The organism is Elioraea tepidiphila DSM 17972 (genome assembly GCF_000378465.1).
Classification (GTDB): Bacteria; Pseudomonadota; Alphaproteobacteria; order Acetobacterales; family Acetobacteraceae; genus Elioraea; species Elioraea tepidiphila.
In genome coordinates, this window is sequence record NZ_KB899911.1 from 188,155 (window position 1) to 204,195 (window position 16,041).

Below are 16,041 nucleotides of genomic sequence, written 5' to 3' on the forward strand. Positions count from 1 at the left end.
GGGTCCATGACGCGATACGTGTTCATCACGGGCGGCGTGGTCTCCTCCCTCGGCAAGGGAATAGCCTCCGCAAGCCTCGGCGCGCTGCTCCAGGCCCGCGGCTTCCGCGTGCGGCTGCGCAAGCTCGACCCCTATCTCAACGTCGATCCGGGCACGATGAGCCCGTATCAGCACGGCGAGGTCTACGTCACCGATGACGGGGCCGAGACCGATCTCGATCTCGGCCATTACGAGCGCTTCACCGGTGTGGATGCGACCAGGGCCGACAACGCCACCACGGGCCGGATCTACTCCACGGTGATCGCGCGCGAACGGCGCGGGGACTATCTCGGCGGCACGGTGCAGGTGATCCCGCACGTCACGGATGCGATCAAGGAGACGATCACCGCGCCCGCCACCATGCCGGACGGCGCCGAGCCCGATTTCGTGCTGGTCGAGATCGGCGGGACGGTCGGCGACATCGAGTCCCTGCCGTTCCTGGAGGCGATCCGCCAGCTCGGCAACGAGATCGGGCCCGCGCGCGCGCTGTTCGTGCACCTGACGCTGGTGCCCTACATCCCGTCTGCCGGCGAGCTGAAGACCAAGCCGACCCAGCACAGCGTCAAGGAGCTGCTGGGCGTGGGCATCCAGCCGCAGATCCTGCTCTGCCGGTGCGACCGCCCGATCCCGGAGGGTGAGCGGCGCAAGATCGCGCTCTTCTGCAACGTCCGCCAGGAGGCGGTGATCCCGGCGCTGGACGTGGACACGATCTACGCCGTGCCGATCGCCTATCACCGCGAGGGGCTCGATCGCGAGGTGCTGCGCCATTTCGGCCTGCCGCACGAGGAGGAGCCTGATCTCACCGCCTGGCAGCGCATCGTCGACACCGTGCGCGCGCCCGAGGGCGAGGTGACGATCGCGGTGGTCGGCAAGTACACGAACCTGCTCGACAGCTACAAATCGCTCGCCGAGGCGCTGACGCATGGCGGCATCGCCAATGGCGTGCGCGTCAATCTCGACTGGGTGGACAGCCAGATCTTCGAAACCCCTGGCGCGATCCACCGGCTGGAGGGCGTGCACGGCATCCTCGTCCCCGGCGGGTTCGGCGAGCGCGGCACGCCCGGCAAGATCGAGGCGGTGCGCTTCGCGCGCGAACGCCGCGTGCCGTTCTTCGGCATCTGCTTCGGCATGCAGATGGCGGTGATCGAGGCGATGCGCAATATCGTAGGGTTGGATGGCGCCTCCTCGACCGAGTTCGGACCCTGCGAGCATCCCGTCGTCGGTCTGCTGACGGAATGGACGCGCGGCAACGAGGTCGAGCGGCGCGACGAAGGCGGCGATCTCGGCGGCACGATGCGGCTCGGCGCCTATCCCTGCGTGTTGCAGCCAGGGTCGCTGGTGCGCTCGATCTACGATGCGGCGCGCATCAGCGAGCGCCATCGCCACCGCTACGAGGTGAACATCCGCTACAAGCCGATGCTGGAGGAGAACGGCCTGCTGTTCTCCGGCATGAGCCCGGACGGCACGCTGCCCGAGATCGTCGAGCTGCCGGGGCACCCGTGGTTCATCGGCGTGCAGTTCCATCCCGAGCTGAAGAGCCGGCCCTTGAGTCCGCACCCGCTGTTCGCCTCGTTCATCGAGGCTGCGGTGAAGCAGGCGCGGCTGGTGTGAGCCCGATCGTCATGCGGCCCATCGGCGTGGTGCGCTCGACGCGGGCCGCGCCGACCGATGACGGCTGGGACGCCGAGGCCGCGCGGATCGAGCTCGACACCGCGCGCTTCGGCCCCGACGCGCTGCTGGGGCTCGATGCGTTCAGCCATGCCGAGGTGGTGTTCCTGTTCGATCGCGTGGACGAGGCCGGGGTCGCGACCGGCGCGCGCCATCCGCGCGGCAACGCCGCCTGGCCGCGCGTCGGCATCTTCGCCCAGCGCGGCAAGGACCGGCCGAACCGCATCGGGCTGACGATCTGCCGCGTGCTGCGCATCGAGGGCACGGTGCTGCACGTCGCCGGGCTGGATGCGATCGACGGCACCCCCGTGCTCGATCTCAAGCCGTGGATGGCGGGCTTCGCGCCGCGCGGCGCGGTGCGCGAGCCGGGCTGGGCCGATGAGCTGATGCGGGGCTACTGGTGAGCGCGCGCCTCGTCCGCGTGGGTACGCTCGAGCTCGGCAACGATCGCCCCCTCGTGCTGATCGCGGGCCCGTGCCAGATCGAGAGCCGCGACCACGCGCTGGAGGTCGCCTCCGCACTCGCGGAGATGGCGCGCACGGCCGGGATCGGGCTGATCTTCAAGGCGTCCTACGACAAGGCGAACCGCACGAGCATTTCGGGCGCGCGCGGGGTCGGCATGGAGAAGGGGCTCGCGATCCTGGCTGAGATCCGCGAGGCGCTCGGCGTGCCGGTGCTGACGGATGTGCACGCCGAGGACCAGGTGGGACCGGCGGCGCAAGCCGTGGACGTGATCCAGATTCCCGCCTTCCTCTGCCGCCAGACCGATCTGCTGCTGGCGGCAGGCCGCACCGGCCGCGTGGTGAACGTGAAGAAGGGCCAGTTCCTCGCGCCATGGGACATGGCGAATGTCGCCGCCAAGATCGCCTCCACGGGCAACGACAATATCCTGCTGACGGAACGCGGGGCGAGCTTCGGCTACAACACGCTGGTCGCCGACATGCGGTCGCTGCCGATCATGGCCGAGACCGGCTACCCGGTGGTGATGGACGCGACGCACGCGGTGCAGGCGCCCGGCGGGCAGGGCAGCGCCTCGGGCGGCGATCGCCGCTTCGCGCCCGTGCTGGCGCGCGCGGCCGTCGCGGTCGGCGTCGCGGCGGTGTTCATCGAGACGCATCCCGATCCCGACCGCGCGCCCTCGGACGGACCGAACATGCTGCCGCTCGCCGCGATGCCGGCGCTGATCGCGCGGCTGATGGCGTTCGACCGGCTGGCGAAGGGGTGATCGTCCGGCTGCTGACGGCGGCGGATCGCGTCGCGTTCCGGGGTCTGCGCGCCCGCGCGCTCGCCGAGGACCCGGCGAGCTTCGGCCGCACCGCCGAGGAGGAGGCGGGGGTCGAGCGGCTGCCGATGGAGGCCTCCCTGGAGGCGCCCTGCCCGGCGACCTTCCTGCTCGGCGCCGAGCGCGGCGGCGCGCTGGTCGGCATCTGCGGCACCTATCAGGGCCAGACCGCCAAGACCCGCCACACCGCCGAGATCGTCTCGGTCTATGTCGCGCCCGAGGCGCGTGGCGCGGGCATCGGCGCGGCGCTCGTCGAGGAGGCGCTCGCCCGGCTCGCGCGCGCCGGGATCGCGATTGCGAAACTCTCGGTTGCCGAGGAGTCCGGCGCGGCGCGGCGGCTCTACGAACGGCTCGGCTTCACGGTCTATGGCCGCGAGCCCGCTGGGTATCGCTGGCGGGGGCGCGACTGGACGCTGCTGCTGATGCGACGGGAGCTCGATCCGCCGCCGTCCTGAGCGGTCACCCTGCGCGCAGCGTCCCGATCACCGCCTCGCGCTCGAACAGATGCAGCAAGAGCCGCACCGCCGCCCCGCGCGGCGAGGCGAGCCCGGGGTCGCGCTCCAGCAGCAGCGCCGCATCGTCGCGCGCGAGCGCGATCAGCTCCTTGTGCGCGGGCAGATCGGCGAGCCGGAACTGCGGCGGGCCGGACTGGCGCGTGCCCAGCGCCTCGCCGCCGCCGCGCAGGTCGAGATCGGCCTCGGCGATCACGAACCCGTCGTCGGTGGCGCACAGCATCTCGATGCGCTTGCGGGCCGTTTCGGTCAGCGCCTCGTCGTAGAGCAGCAGCGCGTAGGAGGCCTCGGTCCCGCGCCCGACGCGGCCGCGCAGCTGATGGAGCTGCGCGAGCCCGAAGCGCTCGGCGTGCTCGATCACGATCACGCTGGCCTCGGGCACATCGACGCCGACCTCGATCACCGTGGTCGCGACCAGGATCGCCGTCCGCCCAGACGCGAAGTCCGCCATCGCCGTGTCCTTCGCGGGGCCTTTCATGCGGCCATGCACAAGCCCGACCTTGCCGGGGAAGTGGCGCGCGAGATCGGCGAAGCGCGCCTCGGCGGCGGCGAGATCGGTCTCCTCGCTTTCGGAGACGAGCGGGCAGACCCAATAGACGCGCGCGCCCGCGGCGATGCGCCGCCCCACCGCCTCCACCACCTCGGCGATCTTGCCGGCGGGCTTGGCCAGCGTGGTGACGGGGCGCCGGCCAGGCGGGCGGCCCGTCAGCCGCGAGACATCCATGTCGCCCCAGGCGGTCAGCAGCAGCGTGCGCGGGATCGGTGTCGCGGTCATCACCAGCACATCCACATCGCCGCCCTTGGCGCCGAGCAGCAGGCGCTGGTGCACGCCGAAGCGGTGCTGCTCGTCGATCACGGCGAGGGCGAGGTCACGGAACGACACCGCCTCCTGGAACAGCGCGTGCGTGCCGATCGCGATCGCGGCCGAGCCGTCGGCGAGGGCGGTGAGGGCGGCCTCCCGCGCGCGGCCCTTCTCGCGGCCGGTCAGCAGCACCGTGCGCACTCCGGCCGCCTCGCAGAGCCGCGCGATCGTCGCGTGATGCTGGCGCGCGAGGATCTCGGTGGGCGCCATCAACGCCGCCTGCGCGCGGGCCTCGACCGCGCGCAGCATCGCGAGCAGCGCGACGATGGTCTTGCCCGCGCCGACATCGCCTTGCAGCAGCCGCAGCATCCGCGTCGGCGCGGCGAGGTCCGCGTCGATCTCGGCGAGCGCGGTCTGCTGCGCGGGCGTGAGCGCATGGCCGAACGCCGCGAGCGCGGCCGCGCGCAGCCGCCCGTCGCCCGTCAGCGCCCGGCCGCGCACGGTGCGGAAACGCCGGCGCGACAGCGCGAGCGCCACCTGCTGGGCGAGCAGTTCGTCGTAGGCGAGGCGGGTCCGCGCCGGGTGCTCCGGGGCAAGCGCGGCCGCCGAGTCCGGATGGTGCGCCGCCCGCACCGCCTCGGCCCAGGGCGCCCAGCGCTCGCGCCGGACCAGCGCGGGATCGGCCCATTCGGGCAGGTCCGGCAGGACCGCGAGGGCCGCGGCGACCGCGCGGCGCATCTCCCACGGCTTCAGCCCCGCCGTCAGACGCCAGACCGGTTCGATCGCGGGCAACTCGTGGGCGCGCTCGGGCGGCAGGATGAAGTCCGGGTGCGGCATCGTCAGCCGGCCCCGGTCGAGCTTGAGCTCGCCCGAGATGAGCCGCCGCGCGCCCAGCGGCAACTGCTCGGCGCGCACCCCGCCGCGGCCGAACAGCAGGATTTCGAGCTCGCCCGTGCCGTCCTCGACCGTGATCACCCAGGGGGCGGCATCGCTCCAGGGCTCGCGCCGTCGCCGCACCGTCACCTCCAGTGTCGCCACCTGGCCCGGCACGGCGGCGTCGAGTCGCGGCCGGGCGGTGCGGTCGATCACGCCTTCGGGGAGGTGCCAGAGCAGGTCGATCGCGCGCGTGCCGCCGACCGCGCGCGCGAGCAACGCCTCACGCCTCGGCCCGATTCCGGGCAGCGAGGCGAGGGCGGCGAACAGCGGATGCAGGATCTCGGGGCGGCTCACGGGCTGACAGGGGCGGGGGCCGCGCGTATATGACAGGCCCAGGGGGGCTGCCGGAAGGGCAGCCCCCCGTCGCTGTTCGGATCATAGCTGTTCGCCATGGACGCGAGACGCCGCCGCATCCTGTACCGGGCCCGCCATCGGGGCACGCACGAGACCGATCTCCTGGTGGGGGGCTTCGTCGCCGAGCGGATCGGGGCGATGGACGAGGCTGGGCTCGACTCGCTGGAGGCGGTGCTCGATCTGCCCGATCCCGACCTGTTCGACTGGCTGACCGGCCGCCGCGCCGTGCCGGCGGAGACCGAGACGCCGCTCTTGCGCGCGATGGTGGACTGGGCCCAGGCCCGGCGCGGGGTGTCGCGTGGCTGAGCGGATCACGCTGGCCGGGGCGCCGGAGGGCTACGACGCCTGGCTGCTTGCCCAGGCGCGCGCCGAGCACACGGGCCCGATCCTGCATGTCTGCCGCGACGATGCCCGCATGGCGCGCATGGCCGAGGCGCTGGCGTTCTTCGCCCCCAAGGTCGAGGTGCTGCAGTTCCCGGCCTGGGACTGCCTGCCCTATGACCGGGTCGGGCCGAACCCGGAACTCACCGCGCGGCGCATCGACACGCTGACACGCCTGCTCACCCCCGCATCGGGGCCGCGCATTGTGCTCACCACGGTGAACGCGCTCGTTCAGCGCGTGCCCGTGCCCGAGGCCTTCGCCGAGGCGGTGCTGCCGCTCGCGCGCGGCACGCGGATCGGGCTGGAGCGCATCGTCGCCTTCCTGGAGGCGAACGGCTACGGCCGCGCCAACACGGTGATCGAGCCGGGCGAATACGCCGTGCGCGGTGGCCTGATCGACCTGTTCCCGGCCGGACGCGAGGAGCCGGTGCGGATCGACCTGTTCGGCGACGAGGTCGATACGATCCGCAGCTTCGATCCGTTCAGTCAGCGCTCGACCGAGACGCTGGAGCGCGTCGAGCTGAAGCCCGTCTCCGAGGTGTTCCTCGACGAGGCGTCGGTGACGCGCTTCCGCACCGCCTATCGCGAGATGTTCGGCGCGGCGGCGAACGACCCGATGTACGAGGCGGTCTCGGCGCGGCGGCGCTTCCAGGGCATGGAGCACTGGCTGCCGATCTTCCACGACCGGCTCGCCACGCTGCTCGACTATCTGCCGGGCGCGCGCGTCAGCCTCGACCACGAGGCCGAGCCGGCGCTGGATGCCCGGCTCGAGATGATCGCGGACCATTACGCCGCGCGTCTGAACCCGGAGCTGCGCCGGCTCTCCGAGGGCGAACTGCCCTATAACCCGCTGCCGCCGGACCGGCTCTATCTCGACCGCGCCGGCTGGGACGCGATGCTCGCGCGCGGCACCGTGGTGCAGCTCGCACCCTTCGCGCGGCCCGCGGATGCGGACGCCTCGGTGGTGGATGCGGGCGGCCGGCCGGGTCGCGTCTTCACCGACATCCGCGCGCAGGGCGGCAACGTGTTCGACGCGCTCGCCGAGCACGCCAAGGCGCTCGCCGCGCAGAAGCGCCGCGTGGTGGTCGCGGCCTGGACCGCGGGCTCGCGCGAGCGGCTGAAGCATCTGCTCGGCGAGCACGGCATGGCGGCGACCGAAGCCGTGGAGGCCTGGCCCGAGACCGAGCGCCTGCCGCGCGGCACGATCGCGCTCGCCGTGCTCGGGCTGGAGCGCGGTTTCGTCGCCCCCGGGCTCGCGGTGATCGGCGAGCAGGACATCCTCGGCGAGCGCATCTCGCGCCCGCCGCGGCGGCGCAAGCGCGCCGACCAGTTCATCGCCGAGGCGACCGACATCGCCGAGGGCGACCTTGTCGTGCACATGGATCACGGCATCGGCCGCTATGACGGGCTGGTGACGCTGGAGGTGCAGGGGGCCGCGCATGACTGCCTGCGGCTGATCTACGACGGCGGCGACAAGCTGTTCGTGCCGGTCGAGAACATCGAGGTGCTGAGCCGCTACGGCGAGGGCGAGGGCGTCGCGCTCGACAAGCTCGGCGGCGTCTCCTGGCAGAACCGCAAGGCGCGGATGAAGTCGCGCATCCGCGACATGGCCGCACAGCTGATCCAGGTCGCGGCCGCGCGGCGGCTGAAGGACGGCGCCACGCTGCTGCCGCCCGAGGGGCTGTGGGACGAGTTCTGTGCCCGCTTCCCCTATGCCGAGACCGAGGACCAGGCGCGCGCGATCGCCGACGTGCTGGAGGATCTCGCGGCGGGCCGGCCGATGGACCGGCTGATCTGCGGCGATGTCGGCTTCGGCAAGACCGAGGTGGCGCTGCGCGCCGCCTTCATCGCCGCGATGTCGGGCGCACAGGTCGCCGTCGTCGTGCCGACCACGCTGCTCGCGCGCCAGCACCACCGCACCTTCCTCGACCGCTTCCGCGGCTTCCCCGTTCGGATCGCCCAGCTCTCGCGCATGGTGGGCGCGAAGGAGGCCGCCGAGGTGAAGCGCGGCCTTGCCGACGGTTCGATCAACATCGTCGTCGGCACGCATGCGCTGCTCTCCAAGGGCATCCAGTTCAGCGAACTCGGTCTCCTGATCGTGGACGAGGAGCAGCATTTCGGTGTCGCGCACAAGGAGCGGCTGAAGCAGCTCCGCGCGGATGTGCATGTGCTGACGCTGACCGCCACGCCGATCCCGCGCACGCTGCAACTCGCACTGACCGGCGTGCGCGAGATGAGCATCATCGCCACCCCGCCGGTCGATCGGCTGGCCGTGCGCACCTTCATCCTGCCCTTCGACCCGGTGGTGCTGCGCGAGGCGCTGATGCGCGAGCGCTTCCGCGGCGGCCAGGTGTTCTATGTCGTGCCCCGCATCGAGGACCTGCCCAAGGTGCGCGAGCGGCTCGCCGAGATGGCGCCGGAGCTGAAGGTGGTGGAGGCGCACGGGCGGCTCTCGCCCACCGAGCTCGAACGCGTCATGACCGCGTTCCAGGACCAGCACTACGACGTGCTGCTCGCGACCAACATCATCGAATCCGGGCTGGACATGCCGGCGGTCAATACGATGGTCATCCATCGCGCCGACATGTTCGGCCTCGCCCAGCTCTATCAGCTGCGCGGCCGGGTGGGGCGGGGCAAGCTGCGCGGCTACGCCTATCTGACGCTGCCGGCGGACCGGAAGCTGACGGCGACCGCGCAGAAGCGGCTCGAGGTGATGCAGGCGCTCGACAATCTCGGCGCCGGGTTCACGCTGGCGAGCCACGACCTCGACATCCGCGGCGCGGGCAACCTGCTCGGCGACGAGCAGTCCGGCCACATCCGCGAGGTGGGCATCGAGCTCTACCAGCAGATGCTGGAGGAGGCGGTGGCGGAGCTGAAGGCGGGCGAGGGCAAGTCCGTCTCCGACCGCGACTGGACGCCGCAGATCAACCTCGGCATGGCCGTGCTGATCCCGGACCAGTATGTGCGCGACCTGCCGGTGCGGCTCGGGCTCTATCGCCGCATCGGCGCGCTCGCCTCGGACGCCGAGAGCGAGGCGCTGGCGGCGGAGCTGGTCGATCGCTTCGGCCCGCTGCCGGGCGAGGTCGAGAACCTGCTCGCGGTGGTGGGCATCAAGCGGCTCTGCCGCGAGGCGGGGGTGGAGAAGCTCGATGCCGGTCCGAAGGGGCTGGTCGTGCAGTTCCGCGGCAACGCGTTCCGCGATCCGGTGGGGCTGGTGGGCTGGCTGCAGAAGCAGCGCGGGCTCGCCAAGCTCCGTCCCGACCACAAGCTGGTGGTGACCCGCGACCTCGCCGATACGGCCGCGCGGGTACGGCTCGCGCGCGAGGTCCTGGGCGCGCTCGCGGCCATGGGCGCGCGCGCCAAGGCGGCGTAACGATCCGTCAAGAACGTTCTAATCGACTTAAGAATTTTTTGACCTTCGCCTGCGATGGTCGGCGCCGGTCTTCATCGCAGCGGAGCAACCCCCTCCCATGTCCGCCACCGGCGACCGGATCGATAGCCGAACCGCCTTCATGCGCCTCTCGCCCGACTCGCGCGCGGCCCTCGCCGAGGCCTGGGCGATCATTCAGCCCTCGCTCGATCAGGTGCTCACGGTCTTCTACGACCACATGAAGCGCACGCCCGAGACCGCGGCGATGCTGGAGGCGCACGCGAGGCGCGGGCTCGACTGGCTGAAGGGCGCGCAGGGCAAGCACTGGGAGCGGCTGTTCGCCGGCACCTTCGACGCGGCCTATGTCGAGGGTGTGCGCCGCGTCGGCACCGCGCATGCCCGGATCGGGCTCGATCCGCGCTGGTATCTCGGCGGCTATGCGCTCGCGCTGGCGGAGATCGGCCGGCTGGTCGGCGCGCGGCATCGCTGGAACGGCAAGCGCGCCGCGGAGGTGATGGCGGCCGTCACCGGCGCGGTGTTCCTCGACATGGACCTCGCGCTGTCGGTCTATTTCGAGGAGGCCCAGGCGGCCGCGAAGGCCGAGCGCGGCAAGGTCGCCGATGCCTTCGATGCGGTGGTCGGCAAGGTGGTCGCCGCGGTCGCCTCGGCCGGCACCGAACTCCAGGCGAGCGCCGACACGCTGGGCGAGATCGCCGGGCGCACCGGCACGCGCGCGAGCGCGGTCGCCGCCGCCAGCACCCAGGCGAGCGCCAATGTCCAGACGGTCGCCGCGGCGGCGGAGGAGCTCTCGGCCTCGGTCGGCGAGATCACGCGCCAGGTGAACGAGGGGGCGCGCATCGCGAGCGAGGCCATGGGCCGGGCGCGCGAGACGGACGCCACCGTGCAGGGACTCGCCGAAGGCGCGAAGCGGATCGGCGATGTGGTGCGGCTGATCAACGACATCGCCGGGCAGACGAATCTCCTCGCGCTGAATGCGACGATCGAGGCGGCCCGCGCGGGCGAGGCGGGCAAGGGCTTCGCGGTGGTGGCCTCCGAGGTGAAGAACCTCGCGACCCAGACGGCGAAGGCGACCGAGGAGATCGGCGCGCAGATCGCCGCCATCCAGGGCGACACGCAGCGGGCGGTCGCCGCCATCCAGGGCATCGCCGGCGTGATCGAGTCGATCGACCGGATCACCGCCGCGATCGCCGCCGCGGTGGAGCAGCAGGGGGCCGCGACCACCGAGATCGCGCGCAATGTCCAGCAGGCCGCCGCGGGCACGAACGAGGTCAGCGCCTCGATCGCCGATGTCAATGCCGCCGTGGCCGAGACCAATGGCGCGGTCACGGATCTGCGCGGCTCGGCCGCCGAGCTTGCCCGCAACGGCGAGACGCTCCGGCGCGAGCTGACGCAGTTCCTGGGCGCGCTGCGCGCGGCCTGATCCGCCGCACCTCGGCTATGCCGCGCGCCGCCGTTCGGCCGCGGCGAGCCCCGCGAGGTGGCGCGCGATCGCCTCCATGCCGGAGACGCCCGCCGCCGCCTCGGCCTCCGGGTTGTAGTTGGTGTTGGTGTTCACGTCGTAGGTCCAGGCGCGGCCGTCGCGGTCGGTGATGAACTCGATCCCGGCCACACCGATGTCGTTGGCGGCCAGGAACGCTTCCCAGCGCGGGACCAGGGGGTGCGTGAACCCCTCGACGATGCGGAACTTCGGCCCCTTTGCCTCGGCCGGGCAGACCTCGCCTGCGGCGCACTGGTCGGCCGGGCAGAGCTCGAACCCCTCCGAGGTATCGACGCGCACGGCATAGAGGAACCGCCCGCCGACGAACTCGACGCGGGTGATGAAAGGCTCCGGCGCGGCGATGTAGCGCTGGACCAGGGTGATGCCGTCGATCGGCTGCTCGAACGCATCCGAGGCGAGATGCTCAGCGAGCGCGGCCGCGGACAGGAACAGCCGTACGCCGAGCCCCTTGCCGCCCCGGTTGTGCTTCAGGATCAGCGGGAAGCCGAGCCGGTCGGCGGCCGCGGCGATGTGCTCGCGCCCGACCACGGCAAGCGTGTCCGGCGTGGCGATGCCGAACGCGGCGAGCGCCTCGTACTGCGCGACCTTGCTGATCTCGAGCGCAAGCGCGCGCGGTCCGTTCACCACGGTGCGGCCGTGCCGGTGTAGCCAGGCGAGGATCGCGCCGGTGTGCTCGGCGGCGAATCTGTGGCCGCGCGTGTGCGAGGACGCGCTCATCCGGTTGTAGAACACGCCCTCGGGCGGCGGCGCGCGCAGGTCGAGCACGCCGCGATCGACGAACCACTCCCGGAACGGCACGCCGATCCGCGCGAACGCGGCCCGGAGTGGGACGATCCAGGCCTCGTTCTCGTGGATGACATGGATATCGGGCATGGCGGGTCCTTCAGGTGGCGGTGTCGTGGGGAGGGGTGTCCGATGCCGGACGGGGGACAGCCGGGTGCGGCGCGCGATCAGGCGGCAGGGCGAGCGCGGTCAGGCCGCCGACCGCCGCGACCGCCAGCCAGCGGCGATAGCCGGATGCGGGAACGCCACCGGGAGGCGCGGGCGCATCGTCGGGGAGGAAGCGCGGCTGCATGAAAGGATTTCCTCTATGATTGCTGCAAAAAGTCAAACAGAAGATTATTCTTATTCCTGTATGCCATTCTGACAAAGGACCATCTCCCATGCCCCGTGCCGCGGAGCTCGATCACATCGATCGGGCGATCCTGCGCCTGCTGCAGCGCGACGCCTCGCTGTCGCTCGCCGCGATCGCCGAGGAGGTCGGGCTGACCCAGACGCCGTGCTGGAAGCGCATCCGCCGGATGGAGCAGGCCGGTGTCCTCACCGGTCGCGTGGCGCTGGTGGATCCCGCCGCCGTGGGGCTGCCGCTGACGGCGTTCGTCGCGATCGAGACGGGCGATCACTCCGCGCCGTGGCTGGAACGGTTCGCCGGCGTGCTGGCGGGCATGCCGGAGGTGATGGATGCCTGGCGCATGGCCGGCGACGTGGACTACCTGTTGCGCGTGGTCGTGCCCGACATGGCCGCCTATGACGCGTTCTACCGGCGTCTGATCGCGGCAATCCCGTTGAAGAACGTCTCGTCCCGCTTCGCGATGGAGCACATCAAGGCCGAGACCGTGCTGCCCGTTCCGGCGTAGCGGTCGGGGCAATGTTCGCGCCCCGACCGCCGGGCAAGCATCACGCGGCGAGGGGCATGGTCTGCGCACGCCGCGCCAGAAGCTGCGCGAGCCGGCTCCCGTGGCGGGAGTCGGGCCGCTCCGCCGCCAGGGCTGCGGCCAGCGCGGCGTTGCCCGAGCGCAAGGCCGTCTCGATCAGCGTCAGATCGAGCACGTCGCGCTCGGCGTGGCTGCCGCCGAACCGGGCCGCGATCGCGCGGATCGGGCGGAGCAGGCGCACCGTCGCGGCGTAGTCGCCATCGCCGAAGGCGAGGATGGCCCGGCAGACTTGATGGCCGGCATCGCGCATGAACATCGCGTTGTCGTCTTGGCGCGCCATCGCGTCCCTCTGTGCGGCGATCGCGGATGCCGCGGCGTCACGACGGCCGGCTCCGACGAAGGCCGTCACGGCATGCGCGTCGTCGAACGCGTCGTTGACGGGCGTCGCGATTGGCGACCAGTTCTCCGCCACCGCATAGCGATCGCCCATATCGATCCCGCGCAGATGGAGCCGCCAGAGCAGTGCGGAGGTGTCGATCATGTCGAGCACCGCGCCCGACTTGGTGCCGTAGCTCTCGGTGTCGAACAACCCGAGCACGGCATCGATGTCCCCGCGATCAAGGTGGTACAGCGCGCGGTGCCAGCAGTTGTGCGCCTTGAAGAAGGAATCGCCCGCCCACGCATCGGGGCTCGCCGTCATCCACGCGATCCCGTCGGCGGTGCGGTTCTGCATCTCCAGCACATGCGCGACCGCGTGCTGCGACCAACCGTCGCGCGGCTCGAGTTCGACGCCCCGGCGGGCGGCGGCCTCGGCCCGCGCCTGCTCGAAGTGATCGAAATCATCCTGCGTGGCAGCGGTGCCGGCAGGGCCGCGGCGATCAGGAGCCAGGAACGATCCCCTGTGGCAACGACATCACGTGCCCGGCGATCGCGCCCGGCGTGGTGAACCAGACGCGCGAGTCGTCGCGGTGCGCGGCGATGTGGCGGAGCGCGCGCTCCAGGTGCCTGAGCCGGAACGGCGGACCCAGCACGAAGGTGTGGAGCGCGAAGGCGCAGACCAGCGGGGCGCGCTCGCTCAACCGCAGCATCATGTCGAACTGGTCGATCATGAACTGCGCGAACTCCTCGGCCGTGTGGCCGCGGTTCAGGATCGCGGGCGAGTCGTTGATCTCGGCCGGGTAGGGCACGCTGAGCAGCGGACCCGCGCGCGTCCTGAGCCAGACCGGCTGGTCGTCGCAGGGCCACTGCATGGTGAAGCGGTAGCCCTCCTCCTTCAGCAGGTCGGAGGTGACGGCGCTCTCCGAGATCCAGGGCCCCATCCAGCCATAGGGGCGGCGGCCGAGATGCGCTGCGATCGTGTCGGTGGTCTCGCGGATCAGCCGGCGCTCGTCATCCTCGTGGTAGTCGGCTTGGCGTTCGGAGTTGGTGCGGCCGTGGCCGATCACCTCCTCGCCGCGCGCGGCGATCGCCTCGACGATGCGCGGGGCGTGGTCGCACACGGTGCTGTTGAGCAGGTGACAGCAGCCGAGCCCCGCCTCGTCCAGCACCGAGAGGATGTTCCAGAAGCCGACGCGCAGCCCGTAGTCGCGCCAGGCGGCGTTGCGCTGGTCGTTCGGGTTGCCCCAGTTGTGCGTCATGTGGCCGCCGCCGCGACCCCAGGCGAAGTGCTCGACATTCAGCCCCAGATAGACGGCGAGCCGGGCGCCGCCGGGCCAGTCATAGGCCGGGCGATCGACGATCGCGGAGTAGTCGTAGCGGGGGTTGGGGGGGAGGTGCACGGGCGGGTCCTCGCGGCAGCGACAGAGGCGGCGAGGATACGCGCCGGGGCTGGCTGGGGGACCTGGATTCGAACCAAGGCTGCCCGGTTCAGAGCCGGGAGTTCTACCGCTAAACTATCCCCCAAGCGCCGGCCTTGGTGCGCTTGGCGTCCCGTAGGGGATTCGAACCCCTGTTGCCGCCGTGAGAGGGCGGTGTCCTAGGCCTCTAGACGAACGGGACGGCGCCGAGGCGGGACATACAGCCCCGCCCCCTGAGGATCAAGCCGCTTCGACGCCTGTCCGTGCCGCGCCGGGTGCAACCGCGTGTGCGGCCAGCCTGCACGTCTTCCTTGACAGATTCGCGCGGCTGTCATATTGATTAAACGTTCGTTCAAAAAAGCCATGGCACCCCGACGCTACCGCCCCGACCGCCGCGCCGAGACCACCGAAGCGACCCGCCGTCGCATCGTCGAGGCGACCTTCGCGCTGCACACCGAGCAGGGCATCGCGACCACATCGATGAAGCAGATCGCCGCGCGCGCGGGCGTGAGCGTCGGCACGGTCTATCACCACTTCCCGACCTACGAGGACGCGGTGCGCGCCTGCGGCGCGCACACGCTCGCGCTCGCGCCGCCGCCCGGTCCGGACATCTTCGATGGCGCTGCGGCCGTGCCGGACCGTCTCCGCCGTCTCGCCCGCGCGGTGTTCGCCTGGTATGCACGCTTGCCGGCCTTCGAGCGCGCGCGCTGCGACCAGCATCTCGTGCCGGCGCTGCGCGGCTTCGTCGCCGAGGAGGAGCGGAACCGCCTGGCCCTCACGCGCGAGGCGCTGCGCCCGGCCGGCATCGCCGAACCCCGCGTGGCGGTGGCGGCCGCGCTGCTGGATGCGGCCGTGCTCGCGAACCTCACCCGCAACGGTTTCACCCCTGAGGACGCCGCCGACGAGATCGCGCGCGTCATCACCGCCGCGCTGCCGGGCGCGCAATCCCCGTAGCCCCGAACCGACCGGCGCGCGCCGGTAAGGAGACGTCATGGACCCCCGCATCGCCGAGATCGCCGACGGCATCTACCGGATCTCGATCTACGTGCCCGAGATCGCCCCGCCAGCGGGCTTCACCTTCAACCATTTCCTGGTGCTGGGCGACGAGCCGCTGCTGTTCCATACCGGTTTCCGACGGATGTTCCCCCACGCGCGCGGCGCGCTCGCGCGCATCATCCCGCCGGAGCGGCTGCGCTGGATCAGCTTCGGCCACTACGAGGCGGATGAAAGCGGGGCGCTCAACGAATGGCTCGCGGTCGCGCCGCAGGCCCAGGCCGTTCACGGCCAGACCGGCGTGATGGTCTCGCTGAACGACGTCGCCGATCGCCCGCCGCGCATTCTCGCGGATGGCGAGGTGCTGGAGATCGGCGGGCGGCGCCTGCGCTGGATCGACACGCCGCACATCCCGCACGGCTGGGATGCCGGGGTGCTGTTCGACGAGCGCACCGCCACGCTGCTCTGCGGCGATCTGTTCACCCATGTCGGCGACGGACCGGCGGTGACCGACGGCGACGTGGTCGGGCCCGCGATCGCCGCCGAGGACATCTTCCGCTATTCGAGCCTGAACCCGGGCATGGCGGCGACGATCCGCCGGCTCGCCGATGCCGCGCCGCGCACGCTCGCGATCATGCACGGCTCGTCCTTCGCCGGCGACGGCGCGGCCGCCCTGCGCGCGCTGGCGGCCGACTACGATCGCCGCGTGCGCGCCGCGCTGGCGTAGCGGGGCA

General features: G+C 71.7%; 15 protein-coding genes and 2 tRNA genes. 10 read left to right on the forward strand and 7 right to left on the reverse strand.

Features of this window, described 5'->3' with window-relative positions; translation table 11 throughout:
- The first annotated feature begins 6 nt into the window (after positions 1 to 6).
- Genes F563_RS0102485 through F563_RS0102500 form a run of 4 tightly spaced genes read left to right on the forward strand, consistent with a single transcriptional unit; the run spans position 7 to position 3,444 of the window.
- A complete protein-coding gene (locus F563_RS0102485; protein ID WP_019013063.1) occupies positions 7 to 1,650 on the forward strand; it encodes a CTP synthase in 1,644 nt (547 codons plus the stop codon).
- On the forward strand, positions 1,647 to 2,111 hold the full coding sequence (locus tag F563_RS0102490; RefSeq protein WP_019013064.1) for an SAM-dependent methyltransferase: 465 nt from the start codon (positions 1,647 to 1,649) through the stop codon (positions 2,109 to 2,111). The genes F563_RS0102485 and F563_RS0102490 overlap by 4 nt, the downstream gene beginning before the upstream one ends.
- The gene (gene kdsA / locus F563_RS0102495) at positions 2,108 to 2,932 is read left to right on the forward strand and encodes a 3-deoxy-8-phosphooctulonate synthase (RefSeq protein WP_019013065.1); all 825 of its coding nucleotides are present in this window, start codon (positions 2,108 to 2,110) and stop codon (positions 2,930 to 2,932) included. Before F563_RS0102490 ends, kdsA begins: the two co-directional genes overlap by 4 nt.
- Complete coding sequence (locus F563_RS0102500; protein WP_019013066.1) at positions 2,929 to 3,444, forward strand: GNAT family N-acetyltransferase; 516 nt, start codon at positions 2,929 to 2,931, stop codon at positions 3,442 to 3,444. The genes kdsA and F563_RS0102500 overlap by 4 nt, the downstream gene beginning before the upstream one ends.
- A 4-nt stretch (positions 3,445 to 3,448) precedes the next feature.
- Here the strand turns inward: F563_RS0102500 and recG are convergent, their stop codons facing one another.
- Complete coding sequence (gene recG / locus F563_RS0102505) at positions 3,449 to 5,533, reverse strand: ATP-dependent DNA helicase RecG (protein WP_019013067.1); 2,085 nt, start codon at positions 5,531 to 5,533, stop codon at positions 3,449 to 3,451.
- Positions 5,534 to 5,629: 96 nt separating this feature from the next.
- Here recG and F563_RS0102510 point away from each other — a divergent pair, with 96 nt between their 5' ends.
- From F563_RS0102510 to F563_RS25830, 3 genes are all read left to right on the forward strand, one after another.
- Positions 5,630 to 5,899, forward strand: a complete 270-nt coding sequence (locus F563_RS0102510; protein WP_019013068.1) for an FAD assembly factor SdhE — start codon at positions 5,630 to 5,632, stop codon at positions 5,897 to 5,899.
- Positions 5,892 to 9,347 carry a transcription-repair coupling factor gene (gene mfd, locus F563_RS0102515; protein WP_019013069.1) on the forward strand — a complete coding sequence of 1,152 codons (3,456 nt, stop codon included), beginning with the start codon at positions 5,892 to 5,894 and terminating at the stop codon, positions 9,345 to 9,347. The genes F563_RS0102510 and mfd overlap by 8 nt, the downstream gene beginning before the upstream one ends.
- 97 nt (positions 9,348 to 9,444) lie before the next feature.
- The gene (locus F563_RS25830) at positions 9,445 to 10,785 is read left to right on the forward strand and encodes a globin-coupled sensor protein (RefSeq protein ID WP_019013070.1); all 1,341 of its coding nucleotides are present in this window, start codon (positions 9,445 to 9,447) and stop codon (positions 10,783 to 10,785) included.
- A 15-nt stretch (positions 10,786 to 10,800) separates the two neighbouring features.
- Here the strand turns inward: F563_RS25830 and F563_RS0102525 are convergent, their stop codons facing one another.
- The gene (locus F563_RS0102525; RefSeq protein ID WP_019013071.1) at positions 10,801 to 11,736 is read right to left on the reverse strand and encodes an ATP-grasp domain-containing protein; all 936 of its coding nucleotides are present in this window, start codon (positions 11,734 to 11,736) and stop codon (positions 10,801 to 10,803) included.
- Between the two features lie 10 nt (positions 11,737 to 11,746).
- Entirely contained in the window at positions 11,747 to 11,938 is a 192-nt protein-coding gene (locus tag F563_RS0102530; RefSeq protein ID WP_019013072.1) for a hypothetical protein, read from the reverse strand.
- Between the two features lie 88 nt (positions 11,939 to 12,026).
- Between F563_RS0102530 and F563_RS0102535 the strand changes: the two genes are divergently transcribed.
- The gene (locus tag F563_RS0102535; RefSeq protein ID WP_019013073.1) at positions 12,027 to 12,500 is read left to right on the forward strand and encodes an Lrp/AsnC family transcriptional regulator; all 474 of its coding nucleotides are present in this window, start codon (positions 12,027 to 12,029) and stop codon (positions 12,498 to 12,500) included.
- 40 nt (positions 12,501 to 12,540) lie between these two features.
- On the opposite strand, the gene F563_RS21305 is transcribed toward F563_RS0102535, so the two are convergent.
- The 4 genes from F563_RS21305 to F563_RS0102555 form a co-directional block, all read right to left on the reverse strand.
- The gene (locus F563_RS21305; RefSeq protein WP_019013074.1) at positions 12,541 to 13,251 is read right to left on the reverse strand and encodes a tetratricopeptide repeat protein; all 711 of its coding nucleotides are present in this window, start codon (positions 13,249 to 13,251) and stop codon (positions 12,541 to 12,543) included.
- 145 nt (positions 13,252 to 13,396) lie between these two features.
- A complete protein-coding gene (locus tag F563_RS0102545; RefSeq protein ID WP_019013075.1) occupies positions 13,397 to 14,296 on the reverse strand; it encodes a polysaccharide deacetylase family protein in 900 nt (299 codons plus the stop codon).
- 50 nt (positions 14,297 to 14,346) lie between these two features.
- Positions 14,347 to 14,420, reverse strand: a tRNA-Gln gene (locus tag F563_RS0102550).
- A gap of 20 nt (positions 14,421 to 14,440) precedes the next feature.
- Positions 14,441 to 14,516: transfer RNA gene (locus tag F563_RS0102555), tRNA-Glu, on the reverse strand.
- A gap of 161 nt (positions 14,517 to 14,677) precedes the next feature.
- Between F563_RS0102555 and F563_RS0102560 the strand changes: the two genes are divergently transcribed.
- Positions 14,678 to 15,268 carry a TetR/AcrR family transcriptional regulator gene (locus tag F563_RS0102560; RefSeq protein WP_019013076.1) on the forward strand — a complete coding sequence of 197 codons (591 nt, stop codon included), beginning with the start codon at positions 14,678 to 14,680 and terminating at the stop codon, positions 15,266 to 15,268.
- A 37-nt stretch (positions 15,269 to 15,305) separates the two neighbouring features.
- Entirely contained in the window at positions 15,306 to 16,034 is a 729-nt protein-coding gene (locus tag F563_RS0102565) for an oxygen-binding di-iron domain-containing protein (protein ID WP_019013077.1), read from the forward strand.
- Positions 16,035 to 16,041: the final 7 nt, after the last annotated feature.